We start from the raw sequence: 17,830 nt of genomic DNA, 5'->3' as shown, positions 1-17,830 counted from the left end.
ATGCAATCCAAAGTCCTTTTTAGTTTTACAATTTGTTTCATGTATTTTTTAGATGGAGGGATGTGTTTTTATTTTGCATTTTTACGGCGAATAAATAGTAACATACCAATTAGGAACGTTGAAAGTCCCATTAAAATAGATGCAGGATAATGTGTTGCAGTATTAGGTAACTTATCGCCTTGTTTTTTCGCGTTATCTTTTGCATTACCATCTTGGGAACCATTGCCGCCTTGAGAGCTGCTATCGCCTTTAACACGGCTACCTTGAGAGTCATCGCTACCTTGAGAACTGCTATCGCCTTTAATACGGCTGCCGCCAGAACCGCTACCACCGGAACCGTTGCCACCAGAACCACTGCCGCCAGAACCATTGCCGCCAGAACCGCTACCACCGGAACCATTGCCACCAGAGCCGTTGCCGCCAGAGCCACTGCCATCAGAACCACTACCACCGGAACCATTGCCACCAGAGCCGTTGCCGCCAGAGCCACTGCCATCAGAACCACTGCCATCAGAACCACTACCACCGGAACCATTGCCACCAGAACCACTATCGTCCTGAGAACCACCATTTCCTGGTGGTTTATTATTATCTTTTGAGTTATCTTCTGCGAAATGATTATTATTTTGTACAATCGCGTTTGTTACTGGAGAGAAGTTTTCTGTTGCTGCATTACCGATATTTAAACCACTAAAAAAAGATAAAGAAAGAGTTGATGCTAAAATGAAGATTTTCGTCATTGATTTCCTCCTGAAAAATTAATATTCCATCTAAAATACATCCCTTTGTAATATTTCATAGGAAAAAGAGTTTTATGCAAAAAAAACTATATATAGAAAAAGGTGGTGTATTTCTAAAGAGAGAAAAGAGTTAGTGTAAACTCTTTCCCCCGCTATTCGCCGGGCGGGGTGTCCGTAAAAGCCTGATTGGTGAAGGCTAAGAATCAGTGGGGGATGAACAAAACACCCACTGATTAAAGTTTCACTGTATAAATAGTAGAGCAGTGAGAATTTTACATTCATTACAGTAGAGGAAGTGACAGCAGATGAAAGAATACATTGCATTTGATATTGGTGGTACGCAAATTAAATATGGAATCGTTTCAGAAGCAGGAACAGTACTAAAGCATAAAACAGCTCCAACAGAAATTCATTTGGGCGGGGAACAAATCGTTCAAAAACTCATCCTTTTATCCCAAAAATTAATAAATGAACATACGATTTCGGGAATTGGTATTAGTACTGCGGGAATTATTAATATTTATAAAGGGGTTGTAACGGGAGGGGTGGATCATATTCCGAACTACGCTACTATTCCTATTATTGATAGATTGCAAGAGGTATTAAAAGTTCCTGTATCCATTGACAATGATGTGAATTGTGCAGCATTCGGAGAAAAGTGGAATGGTGTTGGAAGAGATAAAAGAAACTTTATTATGCTTACCCTCGGAACGGGGATTGGAGGCGCAATTTTTATAGATGGAGAGTTATATAGAGGGCATTCGTTTAGTGCTGGTGAATGGGGGAATATGTTAATAGAAGGAAAAACTTTTGAAGAGGTTGCTTCTATTTCAGGGTTAATTTGTCTTGTAAGGAAATATAAAGGTGAAGGTGAGTGGGATGGGAAAACGATTTTTGAGTTGTATGATAAAGGAGATAGAGAGGTTACGAAAGCAGTTGAGGTTTTCTTTAAACATTTAGCGATTGGAATTAGTAACCTTGCGTATATTTTTAATCCAGAAATGATTGTTATAGGTGGGGGAATTACTGATAGAGGAAATCAGTTCTTAAAAGAAGTAAAAGAAGAGGTAGAAAAATATTTAAACAAAGAGATTTACAGTAATTGTGAGATTGAACTGGCACAAAACGGTAATTGCGCAGGAATGATTGGTGCTATTTACCACTTCTTACATCAGCATAAGTAAGTTATATGAATGTTTTCATATAACTGAGAATTTATCCTTTTTCTCACTAGGTAAATAATGCTACAATATAAGAGAAGAATACAATATTTTCCGATTCGGAAAATGCTTTGTAGAAAGGGAGAAACTTCATGCCTATTATTTTAGAAAAAGGTCAAAAGATCGATTTAACGAAAGGACAACCAAAAGTAGCAAAACTACAGGTTGGCTTAGGCTGGGATCCAATTGGGCAATCAGGTGGATTTCTGTCTTCATTATTTGGAAGTAAACCAAATGTAGATTGTGATGCATCTGTTGTTATGTTAGAAGGGGATCGTTTTTTAAATAAAAATGATTTAGTTTACTTCGGAAACAAACTTTCTACTTGTGGTAGTATTATTCATTCAGGAGATAATTTAACAGGTGAAGGCGCTGGTGATGACGAAACAATTTTCGTAGAATTACATAAAGTTCCGAGCCGTATTAATCGTTTAGTATTCGTTGTAAATATTTATGATTGTGTAAATCGTCGTCAAGATTTCGGGATGATTCGTAATGCATATATTCGTATTCAAAACCCGCAAACTGGTGAAGAATTAGCACGCTATAATTTATCGGATAATTATGCTGGCAAAACGACTCTAATCGCAGGTGAAATGTATCGCCATGGAAGTGAATGGAAGTTTTCAGCTGTTGGAGAAGGCACACAAGATAAAAACTTAAGTGAGATTGTATCACGTTATCAATAAAATAAACCGAGGAGGAATTGAATATGGCATCAATTTCATTGAAAAAAGGGCAAAAGGTAGACTTAACAAAAACGAATCCAGGTCTTTCAAAAGTTCTTGTAGGACTTGGTTGGGATACGAATCGTTATGACGGACAAAACGATTTCGATTTAGATGTTAGTATTTTCTTAGTAGGTGCTAACGGTAAAGTTTCAGGTGCAGAGGATTTCGTTTTCTATAATAACCCTAAAGGTGCGAATGGTGCTGTAGAGCATTTAGGAGATAACCGAACTGGTGACGGTGAAGGTGATGACGAAGCGATTAAAGTAGATTTAAAAAATGTACCTGCACATATCGAACGTATTTGCTTCACAATTACAATTTATGATGGAGAAGGACGTAGCCAAAACTTCGGACAAGTTTCTAACTCTTTCGTACGTATTTTAGATGAAGAAAAGAATGCAGAATTAATTCGTTATGATTTAGGAGAAGATTTCTCTATTGAAACAGCTGTTGTAGTAGGTGAATTATACCGTCATGCAGGTGACTGGAAGTTCAATGCAATCGGAAGTGGATTCCAAGGTGGATTAGCGTCTCTATGTAATAATTTCGGTTTAGATGTAGAGTAATAGATTTGCCCGTAAAAGCCTGATTGGTGAAGGCTAATAATCAGTGGGGATGAAGAAAACCCCCACTGATTAAAGTTTCACTTTATATATCCATCGGTGAAACAGATGTTTACTGATGGATATATTTTTAAATATTAAAATATAGAGGTGAATATAAATGGTAATTCAATTGCAAAAAGGACAGAAGATTGATTTAGGTAAGACAAGCCCTGGTTTAACAAAAGCAGTAATTGGTCTTGGGTGGGATATTAAATCTTATGACGGTGGATCAGATTTTGATTTAGATGCATCTGCTTTTTTATTGGATGTGAACGGAAAATGTACGAAGGAAACTGATTTTATCTTCTATAACAATTTACAGTCTCCTTGTGGATCTGTTTTACATACAGGGGATAACCGTACAGGTGAAGGCGACGGGGATGATGAACAACTTGTTGTAGATTTGAAAAAGGTTCCAGCAGATGTTCATAAAATTGCTATTACAGTTACAATTTATGATGGAGAAGGCCGTAATCAAAACTTTGGACAAGTCGGAAACGCATTCGTTCGTTTAGCAAATGAAGAAACAAACGAAGAAGTTCTTCGTTTTGATTTAGGGGAAGATTTCTCCATTGAAACAGCAGTTGTCTTTTGTGAATTATACCGTCATAATGGACAGTGGAAGTTTAATGCAGTAGGAAGTGGATTCCAAGGTGGCTTAGGTGCGCTTGTAAGAGCGTATGGCTTGGATGCATAGAAAGGAAACGATATTCGTTTCCTTTTTTTGACCTTTCTATAAATCTAGCAAAGAATAGGGGATAAAGGTAAGATGAGTATTTTGCAAGGAATCCTTGATACGTATGCTCAGTTTTTCGACTTGGACATGTGGATTAAAGTGTTGCAAGATCCAGTATCTTGGGGATTAATCGGTACACTTGTTGTACTTGAAGGGTTGTTATCAGCTGATAACGCACTTGTATTAGCGGTAATGGTAAAACACCTTCCAGAAGAAAAACGTAAAAAAGCATTATTCTATGGACTTATTGGAGCTTATGTATTCCGATTTATTGCGATTGGAATTGGGATGTTCTTAATTAAATTAGCATGGGTAAAAGTGTTAGGTGCACTTTACTTAGCTTGGCTTTCAGTTAAATACTTCATTGATAAAAGAAAAGGTAATGCAGAAGAAGAGGAAGCACATGGTATGAACCAAAATAGTATTCTCTTCAGAATGTTTGGTGTCTTCTGGGGAACAGTTGCGATGGTTGAATTAATGGATATCGCGTTCTCTGTAGATAGCGTACTTGCTGCATTTGGTGTATCAAATGAAGTTTGGATTCTATTATTAGGTGGAATGCTCGGTATTTTAATGATGCGCGGTATCGCTGGTGTATTCTTAAAATTGTTAGAGCGTATTCCAGAACTGGAAACGACAGCATATATTTTAATCTTAATTATTGCAGCAAAAATGTTACTGTCTGTTGTTCATATTGAAATAAGTCATGCAGTATTCTTTATCATTTTAGTTGTAGCCTTTGGAGCAACATTTATACTTCACTACATGAAGAATTCTGGACAAGCTAAAGAAGAAGTTGCAGCTACTAAAAATAATCATAAATAATTGAAATGGGTTTGCTCGTTTTACGAGCGCCCATTTTTTATAACCAAAAATAGTTTATAATAGAAGAAGGACTTAGAAAAAACGTAAATGTTTTTGGAGGTGAACTGTTGTGTTTTCACGTTTTACACTTCAACCATATGCATTAAAAGATGAATCAGATTTAAAGCAATTTGAAACACTTTTAGAAAAACGCCCACAATATGAGCTGACAGAGAATGAGATGAAATTTAGTTATATAGCAAGTCGAATCCTTGGTGTTCCTAATGATGTAGATGAATATTTTAATGAACTGTTTGATTATAGTGAAGCGAAAGGAATCGAAGTTTTACACGAACAAAATTTAAACAAAGTGATTGATTCGGAAAAGCTTCGTCATATTCAAGAAGTGTTTGGATTACATCAAGAAGCACCAAATGGTCTGACAGTAAATAGGTTAGTTGCACACTTATCAGGGAAACAACTTTTACCGAAAGTAGATAACCCTGATTTACAGCATTATATACATACGACGTTTATTTCTGTATTGAAATTATATGAGAAACAACATAATCAATCTTTAAAGACAGAAGGTTTCCGTCGTTTCTTAATCGATATGATTAAATTAAGCGAAAATTACGTAGCGAAGTGGTTCTCTACGATCAATTATAAGAAACAAATGCCGCGTATCGTTTGGTATGGTGATGCGACAGAGAGTCGTATATATTTCTTATATTTTCTTATTATGCTCGGTTGCGATGTACTTTATTATCATCCAGAAGGAAAAGATGGCTTTGAGAATGTGGATGAGGACGGCAGAACTTTTGTCGTATCGCACCAAAGTCGTATTTCATTGGAACCATTTCCCGACCGCCGTCGTGAACGTGTCGCAACGGTAGCGTATCAAGCTTCAAAGGAAATTGAGCAAGTGCTTCACCATGATAATTCACTATTATACAAACCGTGGCAATTCCGTTCATATACACCTGTAGCGCGTACATTAAAAACAACATACGATGAACTCTTTTTAATTACGAAAGAAAAGGCATTTGTACGCCCGACATTCTTTGTTGAAAATAAACATATTTATATCCCTTCTTTATTTGCAAAAATATCAGGTGTGTCAAAAAATGATAAAGAATATTTTCAACGATTAAAAGCTGTTACATCATTTGATAATAGTTTATTAATCAATACATTCCCGTTTACGAAAGAACAAAAAGCGAATTTCCAATATCATTATCGAGATGCATTAGACCGCGGGGGGAAATTACATCCAGATTTAATTATGAACAGTCATTGGTGGCCGCATAAACGATTGCCAGAAGGATTACAACATGGTATTGCAGAAGCGATTATTCATACGTGTGAAAGTGAAATGTGCAAACCAATTGCAAAAGAGACGAAACAAGATGTAGCGCTATATGTTTTCGCGCAACTTTCTCAAATACCACCGAATATTCTAGAACATCTTGAGAAATTTGATTATTCACAAGATGTACCGAAAATTGTTATATTTAATAATGAGAAGAGTGGAGAATTAACTCGTTCTGATGCTGTTTTATTACTATTTTTAAACCAAATTGGAGTAGATGTATTCCATTTCAATCCAACGGGAAGAAACGATATTGAACCGTATATTGAAGCGGGGGCATTTGATTCACATTGGCTTGAAGAAGTTAATTTCGATCTTGAGTTTCATGGTTCATCAGCCTATAAAAATTTATCACAAACAATAAAAGGACTATTTCGTCCATTTTTATAAGGAAAGGGAGAATACCATATGAATAACCCAGTCGTACTAGATTCGAAAACAGAATTAAATGAGCAAACAGCACAAGATGTTCGCTTGCAACTTAGACAAGATGCGGATGTACAACGTATTTATAATGCGGTAGATATTAAAGACCAATTAGAATTAATTGAGCTTGGAAAAGAACCATCTATGGAAATTTCACGCTTTGCAGATCAAATTTTACATACAATGTCTCTATCAAAAATAGAAGACTCTGGTGAGTTATTAAAACAGCTTGGTAAAATTATGGACCGATTTGATAGCAAAGATTTTGCGGAAGAGAAAAGCGGTTTCTTCTCACGTATGTTCAAAAAAGCGGATAAAATGATTGAACAAATCTTTAGCAAGTATCAAACGATGGGCCGTGAAATTGATAAAGTGTACGTGGAAATTACGAAGTATCAAGATGAAATGAAAAAATCAATTGGTACGTTAGACGGATTATATGAGCAAAACTTAAAATATTACTTAGACTTAGAAAAATACGTAGTAGCAGGAGAAATGTTATTAGATCGTTTAAATACAGAGCTAGTTCCGATGTATGAAGAGCGTGTACGTAATAATGATCAATTAGCAGGTATTGAATTAGAGTCGCTTAAAAACTCTGTTGAAATTTTAGAACAGCGTATTGACGATTTAGAAAAGGCACGTATGGTTGCTTTACTTACAGCACCACAAATTCGTATGATTCAACGTGGTAACAATAAATTAATCGGTAAGATCAATACAGCATTTATTACAACGATTCCTATCTTTAAAAATGGTATCATTCAAGCGGTAAATGCGAAGCGTCAAAAGCTTGTTGCAGATTCTATGGCTGAACTGGATCGTCGTACAAATGAGTTACTTAAGAAAAATGCACAAAATATTGCAACTCAAAGTGTGGAAGTGGCAAGGCTATCAGGCTCTTCTAGTATTAAGATGGAAACACTTGAAGAGACTTGGAACATCATTTCAAGAGGTATGCAAGAAACACAACAAATTGAAGAGCAAAACAAACGTGAGCGTGAAGAAAGTCGCAAGCGTATGGCTACATTAACAGAGAACATCAAAAAAGAATTACAAGGATAAATGAAAAGGCAATGAGGACTAGTCCTCATTGCCTTTTAGTTTCTCTTCACTAATTTAATGATTTCATTCACAACAAGCGGAATGATACTTAATAAGAGAACAAATCCCCAATCTCGCATCGTTAATGCATGCACACCGAATATATTGGCAAGAGGTGGGATGGAAATGATACAAACTTGCATAAGAACACCGATAAGAAGGGAGAAGACTAAATATTTATTTGTAAAGATCCCAATTGAAAAAATCGATTTCGTTCTTGAACGCAAGTTAAATGAATGAACGAGCTGAGAAAAACTAAGAACGACAAATGCCATCGTTTGAGCATGTAATAGGGCATCTTCATCAATTCGCTCTGGGAAAAGAGGGAATAAATTTGTATCTCCAGTATAGAATTTTGCTCCGGCGATAAAGGCTACTAGCGTTAAAAGTCCAATGACAGCCCCATTGAAAATAAGAAAAGGGATGCTACCGCTAAATAGGCTTTCTTTCGCACGTCGTGGCTTTTCCTTCATCACATCTGAATCTTCAGGGTCAACACCAAGTGATAGTGCAGGAAGTGTGTCGGTAATTAAATTGACCCACAAAATGTGGATTGGGCGTAATGGTGTCGCCCAGCCAAGTAAAATGGCTAAAAATAAAGCGATAATTTCTCCAAAGTTACAAGAGAGTAGGAAAAGAATTGATTTTTTTATGTTGCGATAAATATTTCTACCTTCCTCAACAGCTTTCACGATAGATGAGAAATTATCATCTGTTAACACGACATCTGCAGCCCCTTTTGCAACGTCTGTTCCTGTAATACCCATCGCTACGCCAACATCTGCTTGCTTTAAAGATGGAGCGTCATTGACGCCATCACCAGTCATAGAAACGATATTTCCTTTCGCACGTAATGCTTTTACGATTTTTACTTTATGCTCTGGAGAGACCCTAGCAAATACATTTAAGTGATTAATTTTGCTTGCTAGTTCTGTATCTGAAATGTTATCTAATTCAGTTCCTATCATAATTTCAGACTTTTCTTCAGCAATGCCAAGTTCTTTGGCAATTGCAAATGCGGTGTCTTTATGGTCACCAGTAATCATAACTGTGCGAATACCGGCTTTTTTACATTCTGTAATGGAATCTTTTACTTCTGTACGCGGTGGATCAATCATACCGACAAGACCAATAAAGATGAGGTCTTCTTCAAGATGATCTATATCCACATCGCTTGAATTGTATTGTTTAAATGCGAATGAAAGTACTCTTAAAGCTTCTTGCGACATGGACTGAGCAGCTTCCAATATTTGATTTTTATCAGCCTCTGTTAGAACTTCGATTTTACCGTTTTTAAATATGTGAGTACATCGAGGTAAGAGTTTATCGATAGCACCTTTCGTCATGCTATAGTAGCTTTCATCGTATGTATGTACAGTTGACATCATTTTACGATCGGAATCGAAAGGTACTTCGTTAACACGTTTATGCTTATTTTCTAAATCGTCCTTCTGAATGTTAAAAGAGCTTCCCGCAACGAGAAGAGCAATTTCAGTTGGATCTCCGGTTTGTGATTCACTACTATAAGACGCATCATTACATAGCACCATATTCTCTAACAGTAGACGTTGCGTATCGTTATTCACATTTAAACTTTCTAAGCGATTGTATGTGGTATCACCATAAAAGTGAGTAACGGTCATTTTATTTTGCGTTAACGTACCAGTTTTATCTGAACAAATAATTGTAACAGACCCAAGCGCTTCAACAGCTGGTAGTTTACGAATGATAACATTTTGTTTGATCATGCGCTGCACACCAATTGCTAGAACGATGGAAACAATAGCTGGTAAGCCTTCTGGAATAGCTGCAACAGCTAAACTAATAGCAGTCATAAACATTTCTAACGTATCTCGTCCTTGTAAAAAGCCGATGAGAAACATAACGATACAAATAGCTACAGCGACAAAGCCTAAATACTTACCGACTTGTGCTAAGCTTTTTTGAAGTGGTGTCATATCATCGTCTGCTTCATGTAAAAGGGTAGCAATCTTACCAATTTGTGAATTCATTCCAGTTTCAACAGCAACACCGACACCTCGCCCGTATGTAACAAGAGTAGACATAAAGGCCATATTTTTTTGATCGCCGAGTGGTACTTGTTCATCCGTTTGCATAGAAGGATGATAAAGTGCATCCTTATCAACAGGAACGGACTCACCAGTGAGAGCAGATTCTTCAACTTTTAAATTTGCCGTTTCGATTAGTCGCAAATCACATGGGATATAACGTCCTGCATCGAGCATGACAATATCACCTGGAACGACTTGTTCAGATGGAATTTCTTGTAGCTCACCGCCGCGTTTTACGATAGCTTTAGGCGTTGCCATTTTCTTTAGTGCTTCTAAAGCTTGCTCAGCTTTGGACTCTTGGATAACGCCGATAACTGCATTTAATATGACAACGAGTGCGATAATGCTTGCATCGGCCCATTCTCCTACAAAGGCAGAAATAAGGGCGGCGATAAGAAGGACGTATACGAGGACATCATTAATTTGGGCAAAAATCCGTTGCCATAAAGTGCGCTTTTGTTTTGCGATCAACTCATTTGGTCCATACTGCTTTACACGTTCATCTACGCTTTCGGTTGTTAAGCCATTTTGTTCATTTGTTTTAAAATCTGTTAATATTTGATCTTTCGTCTTACTGTACCAATTGCTCATAAGTAAGCACCTCCAGTAAAAACAGTTAGCAATGGTAGTGTTGCTATTATTTGTGAGTAGTATGTATGGAGAAAAAATCTAAGATGAGGTTCTACTTCTATTGTACAGTATTTTACAGTTGGTTGAGGGAAACAGAAGAGTTGTCATGAATTTGTTGGAAATAAAAAAGAGCCTCATATAAGAGAGGCTTTTTTATTTTTTAATTAATGTACCTAATTCTTCTGTAATAGCTTGCATTTCACTAATGCTGAATGTTTCACGTTTCATAACATGCTCATAAATGTCACGTAAGTCTTCGTACATTTCTTCATTAAAGCTAGCAGCTCTCATTGCTCCAGCATTAACCATACGTAATTTTTCTTTAATAGCTTCGACCATATATTCAACGTTTTCTTCTGACTTTACGGATAAATCCACCGAAGTGTCCCCCTTTAAAATAACATAAGGCTATCTTAACATTTTTTATCATTTTCGTTAATGAATCTTTTCAATCCTATTAAATTAGTAGGGATTTCCTTTATATTTAATAATTGGTTGTTTATACTATAAGTATATATTAAGAAATGCACCAAGAAGGGAAGAGACAAAAATATGGTTCAAGTATTGTTTGTTTGTCTTGGGAACATTTGCCGTTCTCCGATGGCAGAAGCGATTTTTCGAAATCTTGTCGTAAAAGAGGGACTCGAAGGGAAAATTGTCATTGATTCTGCAGGAACTGGAGATTGGCATATTGGTCATCCGCCACATAAAGGAACACAAAAAATTTTAAAAGAAAATGCAGTCACTTTTGAAGGAATTAAAGCAAGGCAAGTAGAAAAAGAAGACTTAACAAAGTTTGATTATATTATTGCCATGGACAACAAGAATATAGCAGATTTAAAAAGTTTAGGTAAAACTGGAGGCTATATTGGTAGGCTGTCCGATTTTGTTCCAGACGGTGGCTGGACAGACGTTCCCGACCCTTACTATACAGGGAATTTCCAAGAAGTATATGACCTTGTAACAGAAGGGTGTGCAAAGCTATTAGCTTTCATTCGAAATGAACAAGGAATATGAGGAAGCTTAGAAAGAAATACTTTCTAACATAAGAAATGAAAGGGTGAAGGAATATGGCGAAGAAAAATAATATTGCTCGAAATATTGCACTTGGTGTAGCTGCAGGTGTAGCTGTATCTATGTTGAAGAAAGAAAACCGTGAAAAAGTAAAAAATACTGCGGAAAAAGCAAAAACGAAGATGATTGAAATTGGTGAAAATGCAAAGATCAAAGAAAAAGTGCAAACTGTTACAGATAAAGGACGCGAACTTGCTGATTTCAATGTAGTGAAAGCGAAAGTAGCAGAAATCAAAAAATTGACGCCGTCTGTTGTAGAAACGTTAAAAGAAACGAAAGAAATTTTTAGTAAGAAAAAAATTGAGCAAGTAGAAAAGCCAGAAACAATTGAAATTCAAGCTGTATCGTCGAAGGTAGATGAGCTGAAAGCAGAAGAAGAGCCAGTAGTAGCTGAAGATGGTGGTATGAAAGAAGCGCGTGAATTATTTATGAAAGACTCAAATGTAGAGGAAAAAAAAACTGAAGCGTACATTGAGTTAAAGCAAGATAAAGAAGAGAAGAAAAGCGTTTAAACATATATGAAAAAATTTTTAGAAAAGGTGAGGAGAAATCGTACTTATTCGTTTGGTAAAGATTTGTATGACCGAACGATGCGCGATGATGTAGCGGGCTTGGCAGCACAGCTCGCTTATTTCTTCTTGCTTGCGATTTTTCCTGGGCTTGTTTTCTTAATTACGCTTCTTGGATTCATTGACCTTCAAACAGAAAGTGTGCTCAATTTATTAGAACCGTATGTACCGGAAGATGCAATGTACTTAATTGAAGTGAACGTAGATAAAGTTGTAAATGAGCAAAATGGTGGTTTATTATCATTTGGTTTACTATCCATGCTATGGTTTGCTTCAAACGGAGTGAATGCGGTTATGAATGCTTTCAACCGTGCGTATGATGTAACAGAAACACGCTCTTTTATTAAAACGAGAGCGTTATCAATTGTGTTTACATTAGCGATCATTTTCATGATTGTGTTTGCACTCATTGTTCCAGTTTTCGGACAAGTGATTGGGGCAGCGGTATTTAAAGCAATTGGTTTATCGGATAGTTTTTCTTACGTGTGGAGTATTACACGATTAGTAGCTAGTTTCTTCGTACTATTTGCGTTGTTTAGTTTTTTATATACATTTGCACCAGATCGAAAGTTAAAAAGAAGAGAAGTCATTTCAGGAGCAACATTCGCTACTGTAGGATGGATTGTGGTATCGTACTCATTTGCTTATTATGTAGATAAGTTTGCAAATTACGCCAATACATATGGTGGTCTCGGTGGTATCATTATTTTAATGTTATGGTTTTACTTAACTGGATGGGTAATTTTACTTGGCGGTGAAATTAATGGTTTACTCCATCATTATAGAACGGGTGACAATAATTCCCGTAATTAAAAATGAGCTCTTGTTCCATAATAAAAGGGAACAGGGGGGATATTTCATGAGTAATAATAAAAAGAACCACAACAATAAAAATAACAATAAACAAAAGAGCAGTTCGCATCCAAAGCATAAAACGAGTAGTAGTGCGAACGGGCATAATAGCTACCATTAAAAAAACGGGTCCTCTATGAGGGACCCGTTTTATTTGTTTCCTTTTAATAATCGTAAGCCATTCAAAATCACAAGAATCGTACTTCCTTCATGCCCGATAACACCGAATGGAAGAGCTAAAAATTGCAAGAAATTTGAACAAATAAGCATTGCGATTACAGCTAGCGAAAAGATTACGTTTTGTTTCACAATACGGTTCATTCGTTTTGATAAACGGATTGCTTGCGAAAGTCGAGATAGTTCGTTCTTCATAAGTACAACGTCTGCAGTTTCTAAGGCTACATCAGTTCCTTCACCCATTGCCACACCAATGCTAGCAGTAGCGAGCGCAGGGGCATCATTTATACCGTCTCCGACCATTGCTACTGTACCGTATTTTTCTTTTAACTTTTTAATCGTTTCAACTTTTGTTTCTGGCAAACACGATGCGTAATATTCCTTTATATTACTTTCAGAGGCAATTGCTTTTGCTGTTTCCTCATTATCGCCGGTAATCATAATGGCTTCAACACCAATACTTTGTAAATCACGGATGGCAGCTATTGTTTCTTGACGAAGCGTATCTTTTAAAGCGATAAGTCCAAGAATACCTTCTTCATCACTAATATAAACGACAGTTTTACCTTCTTTTTCAAGCGCGGCAGAAATACCATTATGAAATGTCTTTGTTTCTTCACCGATAAAATCAGCTTTACCTATTTTATAAGCTTTGTTTTCGAATATTCCTTTTAGCCCAAAACCAGTTACATCTTCAACATTTTCTGGTTTTATTAATGTAATGTCATACGCATGTTGTGCATATTTCACGATGGATTCAGCTAAAGGATGTGTAGAGTGACTTTCAATTGATGCTGTAATAGAAAGTACTTCTTTTTCTGTTATATTTTCTCGAACATATACATCTGTTACGGTAGGTTTTCCTTCTGTTAATGTTCCTGTTTTATCAAAGGCAATTGCTTTTACTGAGGCGAGGCGTTCTAAATGTATGCCACCTTTAAAGAGAATTCCATTTCTCGCTCCATTAGAAATTGCAGATAAAGTCGCTGGTGTAATGGCAGCAACGAGTGCACAAGGAGAAGCGACTACAAGTAAGATCATAGCGCGATAAAACGTTTCATTCCAGCTCCAGTCAAGTAAGAAATGAGGAACGAACATCATAAGCGCAACAACGATTAGTACCCCTTTTACATATGTTCCTTCAAATTTTTCGATGAATAGTTGTGATGGGGATTTTTCGCTTTGTGCACTTTGAACGAGACGGATAATCTTTTGAAATAGTGTTTGATCGCTCGGCTTCGTAATTATAACTTCGATAGCCCCACGTAAATTTACAGTGCCGGCAAATACTTCATCACCATGTTTTTTTTCATTAGGAATAGGTTCCCCGGTGATAGCTGCTTCATCGATATTTGTTTCACCATTATGAATTGTACCGTCAGCAGGAACGCGTTCTCCAGGTTTAATTAAAATAATGTCGTTAATTTGTAATTGTCTAACAGGAACACGTTCTTCGGTTCCATTTGAAATACGTAACGCTTCTTCAGGTTGTAAATCAAGAAGCGCTGAAATTTCTTTTTGACTTTTACTTAATGTATAAGATTCCATCGCACCGCTTAGTGCAAAGATGAAGATCAAAATAGCACCTTCTGCCCAGTAGCCAATTACTGCAGCCCCAATAGCAGCAAAGAGCATGAGCATTTCGACATTTAGCTCTTTTTCTTCAATGGTATCTTCAATACCTTCTTTCGCTTTTGCATACCCACCAACTATATAAGCAAGGATATAGCAAGTAATACCCACATGTATTGCATCGTTCTTTGTGAGTAACCAGCCAACTAAAATAAAAATACCAGATGCGATTGCAAATATAAGTTCATAGTGCTTTTTTAATGTTTGAATCCAAGATGGAGTAGGTACGTTTTGTTTCGATGGTAATGTTTTTACTTCCGAGTTCATTATTACTCACCCCTTTCAAATTCTTATTGAGAAGAAGAATCAAAATCGAAACCCCTATAAAACGACGAAAGCTGCCATCCATTAATGGATAGCAGCATTTCTGTTGAAAATAATTTTAATAGTTATTATGTTGTAATTATTCTATAGTATAACATATGTTTTTGAAAGATGGTATGTTTTTGTTTTAAGTATAAACTGAAAACTTGTGTTTTCACAGTTCCTTTGGTATATATGGATATTGTTCATAAAAAGATCGGAAAGGAAGACAACAAGTGAAGACAGAGAAATTTTTTACCCATCCGATTGGCGTATTTATTGCTGCAATAGTAGCAACTTTTTTATGGGGGAGCGCATTCCCTTTCATTAAATTAAGTTATGCTGAACTTGGAATTCAGCCACAAGAAGTTGGAGAGCAAATATTATTTGCTGGTTATCGCTTCTTCTTATCTGGAGTCATGCTCTTATGCTTTTTTAAAGTGTTAGGAAAAGATATGAACTTTAAAAAAGGAACGGGGAAACAGTTAGTACAAATTGGTTTATTTCAAACATTTCTTCAATATATATGTTTTTATATCGGAATGAGTTATAGTTCGGGAATTGAAGGAGCTATTATTTCGGGCACATCATCATTCTTTCAAATTATACTCGCGCACTTTTTATATAAAGATGATGCTCTCAATATGAGAAAAATAATTGGAGTCTCTATCGGCTTTTGTGGTGTCGTTTTAGTAAATGTACCGAGTGATGGTAGTTTATCATTCCATTTCGGAATCGGTAGTTTATTACTTCTTAGTGCAGCAATGCTGTATTCTTATGGGAATATATTGGCGAAAGAAGGTAGCAAAACGTTAGATGTTGGATATATGACAGCATATCAAATGATTTTTGGGTCAATAGGATTGTTATGTATAGGAGTATTTCAAGTAGGTGCAATGCCATTTACATTTAGTTTACATGCAATACTTATGCTAATCTATTTATCTTTCTTATCTGCAGCTGGTTTTTGCATCTGGAATACAATTATGAAGTACAATAAGGTTGGACAAGTATCAATGTATATGTTCTTTATACCTGTATTTGGTGTATTATTATCGAGTATGATTTTAGGTGAAACAATTCATTCATTTGTATTATTCGGTTTAGCATGTGTAGCTGCGGGAATTATCGTGGTGAATAGAACGCCAGCTAAGCAAAAAATAGAGCAAGAAAAACAAGTAGCATAGATAAAGGGAAAACGATTACAATGGAAGAACAGTACTGTTCTTCTTTTTTATATAGAAAAAGGATAATAGACTAGGTGCAACGAAAAAAGATACAAAAAGCATTTATTGAGGAGAACATATTATGAACGTACTTTACATGGTGTTAATCGGGCAAATCATTCTTTTTTTCATGGGGGCGATTTATGCAATACGGCAGACAAAAAGAACGAAGGAAAATATGCCGTTGCCTTTAGCAATTCGTCTTATTCTTAGTTTTTCTTTAACAGGTAGTGCCATTTTCATATGGTTACAAGACCCATCGGCAGAATATAGTACGTGGGTTGCGCTTGGTATGACTTTATCGACTGTAGGAGATTTGTTTATGGCCGGATTAATTCCAATTGGTCACAGGCTAATTGGAGGGATGGTTACTTTTGCTCTTGCTCATTGTTTTTATGTAAAAGCATTTTTGCAAACAGGAATTTCGTGGAATGGTTTTTGGATTGGTTTACTCGTATATGGACTTTTTCTCATTATAGGATGGTTCTTTTTTATCCGAAATGAAAAACAGGATAAGTTGTTTACGATAGGAGCTCTCGTATACGGATTATGGGTTGGAGGAATGGCTTGCTTTGCATTCGCCTTATATTACGGGAATTCAGGCATATGGTGGGCACCAGCGTTTGGTGGTTTATTGTTTGTGATTTCAGACTTCATTATTGGTGTAACAGATATTGGTGGACGCAAACTGAAGTATGAACCACTTTGGATTTGGTTTACATATGTCGCGGCTCAAATGTGTATTGTATATGTAGGATTATAAAAAAGATACTCTCAAAAATAGTAGATTAACTATTTTGAGAGTATCTTTTTTATTACTATGCTCCAGTCGAATTTGAGGTAGAAGTCGGGCTGCCTATAAAATCCCGATTGGTGAGGGGTGATTAAAGTTTCACTTTATGAGGATGTTATTTTTAAGTTTGTAATATTATGATTATATAATTCAGAATTTTATGGAAATTCATTAACGAAAGTCCTTATAATAAAAGTAAAAAGATGATGAGATGGTGGAATGATGCAAAAGAAAAAACGTTGGCGCGAATTTTTTGGAACAATTGCAATTGCATGTTTATTGGTATTTTTGGCGAAAATTTTTGTGTTTTTTCCTACGACTGTAAAAGGAGCATCTATGAGGCCAACGCTACAAGATGGGGATAAGGTAATTATTAATAAGTTAGCAAAACAATTTGAAAGCTATGAAAGGGAAGACATTATTGTTGTGAAGACAGATAATTTTTATGTGAAAAGAGTGATTGGTTTACCTGGAGATATAATTGAGATGAGAAACGATCAATTATATGTGAATCATGAAGTGAAAAATGAAGAGTATTTGCACAGTAATAAAAAACAAGCGGAAAAAAAACTTATGAATTTAACAGAGGACTTTGGGCCGATTACAGTTCCTAAAAATAAGATTTTTGTTATGGGTGATAATCGCTTAATAAGCAGAGATAGTAGAAATGGTTTAGGGCTTATTGATAGAGCAGATGTATTAGGAAAGTTAGCAGCTATTTATTATCCATTTGAACATATGAAAATAATAAATTAAAGTAAAAA

The 17,830-nt window shown here is 36.1% G+C and carries 17 protein-coding genes; 13 read left to right on the top strand and 4 right to left on the bottom strand.

Features of this window, described 5'->3' with window-relative positions; all coding sequences use genetic code 11:
• Nucleotides 1-68: 68 nt before the first annotated feature.
• On the bottom strand, nucleotides 69-740 hold the full coding sequence (locus tag BAQ48_RS06730; protein WP_071710478.1) for an LPXTG cell wall anchor domain-containing protein: 672 nt from the start codon (nucleotides 738-740) through the stop codon (nucleotides 69-71).
• A 305-nt stretch (nucleotides 741-1,045) separates the two neighbouring features.
• On the opposite strand from BAQ48_RS06730, the gene BAQ48_RS06725 reads away from it, so the two are divergent.
• From BAQ48_RS06725 to BAQ48_RS06695, 7 genes are all read left to right on the top strand, one after another.
• Nucleotides 1,046-1,924, top strand: a complete 879-nt coding sequence (locus BAQ48_RS06725) for an ROK family protein (RefSeq protein WP_071710477.1) — start codon at nucleotides 1,046-1,048, stop codon at nucleotides 1,922-1,924.
• 128 nt (nucleotides 1,925-2,052) lie between these two features.
• Nucleotides 2,053-2,649 carry a TerD family protein gene (locus tag BAQ48_RS06720; protein ID WP_001121586.1) on the top strand — a complete coding sequence of 199 codons (597 nt, stop codon included), beginning with the start codon at nucleotides 2,053-2,055 and terminating at the stop codon, nucleotides 2,647-2,649.
• Between the two features lie 23 nt (nucleotides 2,650-2,672).
• A complete protein-coding gene (locus tag BAQ48_RS06715; protein ID WP_000146724.1) occupies nucleotides 2,673-3,257 on the top strand; it encodes a TerD family protein in 585 nt (194 codons plus the stop codon).
• Between the two features lie 157 nt (nucleotides 3,258-3,414).
• Nucleotides 3,415-3,993 (top strand): TerD family protein, encoded by a 579-nt coding sequence (locus BAQ48_RS06710; protein WP_071710476.1) that lies wholly within the window; start codon nucleotides 3,415-3,417, stop codon nucleotides 3,991-3,993.
• 72 nt (nucleotides 3,994-4,065) lie between these two features.
• A complete protein-coding gene (locus tag BAQ48_RS06705; protein WP_071710475.1) occupies nucleotides 4,066-4,857 on the top strand; it encodes a TerC family protein in 792 nt (263 codons plus the stop codon).
• Nucleotides 4,858-4,966: 109 nt separating this feature from the next.
• Nucleotides 4,967-6,598 (top strand): YceG family protein, encoded by a 1,632-nt coding sequence (locus BAQ48_RS06700; RefSeq protein ID WP_071710474.1) that lies wholly within the window; start codon nucleotides 4,967-4,969, stop codon nucleotides 6,596-6,598.
• Nucleotides 6,599-6,616: 18 nt separating this feature from the next.
• On the top strand, nucleotides 6,617-7,699 hold the full coding sequence (locus tag BAQ48_RS06695) for a toxic anion resistance protein (RefSeq protein ID WP_001064411.1): 1,083 nt from the start codon (nucleotides 6,617-6,619) through the stop codon (nucleotides 7,697-7,699).
• A 35-nt stretch (nucleotides 7,700-7,734) separates the two neighbouring features.
• Here BAQ48_RS06695 and BAQ48_RS06690 read toward each other — a convergent pair whose 3' ends face one another.
• Both BAQ48_RS06690 and BAQ48_RS06685 read right to left on the bottom strand, forming a co-directional pair.
• Complete coding sequence (locus BAQ48_RS06690; RefSeq protein ID WP_071710473.1) at nucleotides 7,735-10,401, bottom strand: cation-translocating P-type ATPase; 2,667 nt, start codon at nucleotides 10,399-10,401, stop codon at nucleotides 7,735-7,737.
• Nucleotides 10,402-10,593: 192 nt separating this feature from the next.
• On the bottom strand, nucleotides 10,594-10,818 hold the full coding sequence (locus BAQ48_RS06685; RefSeq protein ID WP_000366197.1) for a DUF1128 domain-containing protein: 225 nt from the start codon (nucleotides 10,816-10,818) through the stop codon (nucleotides 10,594-10,596).
• Between the two features lie 174 nt (nucleotides 10,819-10,992).
• On the opposite strand from BAQ48_RS06685, the gene BAQ48_RS06680 reads away from it, so the two are divergent.
• From BAQ48_RS06680 to BAQ48_RS06670, 3 genes are read left to right on the top strand one after another with little or no spacing between them, the layout of a single operon-like run.
• Nucleotides 10,993-11,457 (top strand): low molecular weight protein-tyrosine-phosphatase, encoded by a 465-nt coding sequence (locus tag BAQ48_RS06680; protein ID WP_000250918.1) that lies wholly within the window; start codon nucleotides 10,993-10,995, stop codon nucleotides 11,455-11,457.
• A gap of 53 nt (nucleotides 11,458-11,510) precedes the next feature.
• The gene (locus BAQ48_RS06675) at nucleotides 11,511-12,026 is read left to right on the top strand and encodes a DUF4075 domain-containing protein (RefSeq protein ID WP_001085401.1); all 516 of its coding nucleotides are present in this window, start codon (nucleotides 11,511-11,513) and stop codon (nucleotides 12,024-12,026) included.
• 6 nt (nucleotides 12,027-12,032) lie between these two features.
• On the top strand, nucleotides 12,033-12,896 hold the full coding sequence (locus BAQ48_RS06670) for a YihY/virulence factor BrkB family protein (protein ID WP_071710472.1): 864 nt from the start codon (nucleotides 12,033-12,035) through the stop codon (nucleotides 12,894-12,896).
• A 189-nt stretch (nucleotides 12,897-13,085) separates the two neighbouring features.
• On the opposite strand, the gene BAQ48_RS06665 is transcribed toward BAQ48_RS06670, so the two are convergent.
• Nucleotides 13,086-15,011: a heavy metal translocating P-type ATPase gene (locus tag BAQ48_RS06665; protein ID WP_071710471.1), complete on the bottom strand. Its 1,926-nt coding sequence runs from the start codon at nucleotides 15,009-15,011 to the stop codon at nucleotides 13,086-13,088.
• Between the two features lie 272 nt (nucleotides 15,012-15,283).
• Here BAQ48_RS06665 and BAQ48_RS06660 point away from each other — a divergent pair, with 272 nt between their 5' ends.
• From BAQ48_RS06660 to lepB, 3 genes are all read left to right on the top strand, one after another.
• On the top strand, nucleotides 15,284-16,234 hold the full coding sequence (locus BAQ48_RS06660; RefSeq protein WP_000845683.1) for a DMT family transporter: 951 nt from the start codon (nucleotides 15,284-15,286) through the stop codon (nucleotides 16,232-16,234).
• Nucleotides 16,235-16,355: 121 nt separating this feature from the next.
• A complete protein-coding gene (locus tag BAQ48_RS06655; RefSeq protein ID WP_071710470.1) occupies nucleotides 16,356-17,036 on the top strand; it encodes a lysoplasmalogenase in 681 nt (226 codons plus the stop codon).
• Between the two features lie 249 nt (nucleotides 17,037-17,285).
• A complete protein-coding gene (gene lepB, locus BAQ48_RS06650; protein WP_071710469.1) occupies nucleotides 17,286-17,822 on the top strand; it encodes a signal peptidase I in 537 nt (178 codons plus the stop codon).
• Nucleotides 17,823-17,830 lie beyond the last annotated feature (8 nt).

The organism is Bacillus luti, assembly GCF_001884105.1.
Taxonomy (GTDB): Bacteria; Bacillota; Bacilli; order Bacillales; family Bacillaceae_G; genus Bacillus_A; species Bacillus_A luti.
Note: the sequence above shows the minus strand (reverse complement) of the source record. Positions and strands in the feature narration are given on the sequence as shown.

Bases quoted from the DNA above. Each gene is read 5' to 3' on its own strand.
- BAQ48_RS06730 (WP_071710478.1), bottom strand. From the start codon at position 740: ATGACGAAAATCTTCATTTTAGCATCAACTCTTTCTTTATCTTTTTTT.
- BAQ48_RS06725 (WP_071710477.1), top strand. From the start codon at position 1,046: ATGAAAGAATACATTGCATTTGATATTGGTGGTACGCAAATTAAATAT.
- BAQ48_RS06720 (WP_001121586.1), top strand. From the start codon at position 2,053: ATGCCTATTATTTTAGAAAAAGGTCAAAAGATCGATTTAACGAAAGGA.
- BAQ48_RS06715 (WP_000146724.1), top strand. From the start codon at position 2,673: ATGGCATCAATTTCATTGAAAAAAGGGCAAAAGGTAGACTTAACAAAA.
- BAQ48_RS06710 (WP_071710476.1), top strand. From the start codon at position 3,415: ATGGTAATTCAATTGCAAAAAGGACAGAAGATTGATTTAGGTAAGACA.
- BAQ48_RS06705 (WP_071710475.1), top strand. From the start codon at position 4,066: ATGAGTATTTTGCAAGGAATCCTTGATACGTATGCTCAGTTTTTCGAC.
- BAQ48_RS06695 (WP_001064411.1), top strand. From the start codon at position 6,617: ATGAATAACCCAGTCGTACTAGATTCGAAAACAGAATTAAATGAGCAA.
- BAQ48_RS06690 (WP_071710473.1), bottom strand. From the start codon at position 10,401: ATGAGCAATTGGTACAGTAAGACGAAAGATCAAATATTAACAGATTTT.
- BAQ48_RS06680 (WP_000250918.1), top strand. From the start codon at position 10,993: ATGGTTCAAGTATTGTTTGTTTGTCTTGGGAACATTTGCCGTTCTCCG.
- BAQ48_RS06675 (WP_001085401.1), top strand. From the start codon at position 11,511: ATGGCGAAGAAAAATAATATTGCTCGAAATATTGCACTTGGTGTAGCT.
- BAQ48_RS06670 (WP_071710472.1), top strand. From the start codon at position 12,033: ATGAAAAAATTTTTAGAAAAGGTGAGGAGAAATCGTACTTATTCGTTT.
- BAQ48_RS06665 (WP_071710471.1), bottom strand. From the start codon at position 15,011: ATGAACTCGGAAGTAAAAACATTACCATCGAAACAAAACGTACCTACT.
- BAQ48_RS06655 (WP_071710470.1), top strand. From the start codon at position 16,356: ATGAACGTACTTTACATGGTGTTAATCGGGCAAATCATTCTTTTTTTC.
- lepB (WP_071710469.1), top strand. From the start codon at position 17,286: ATGATGCAAAAGAAAAAACGTTGGCGCGAATTTTTTGGAACAATTGCA.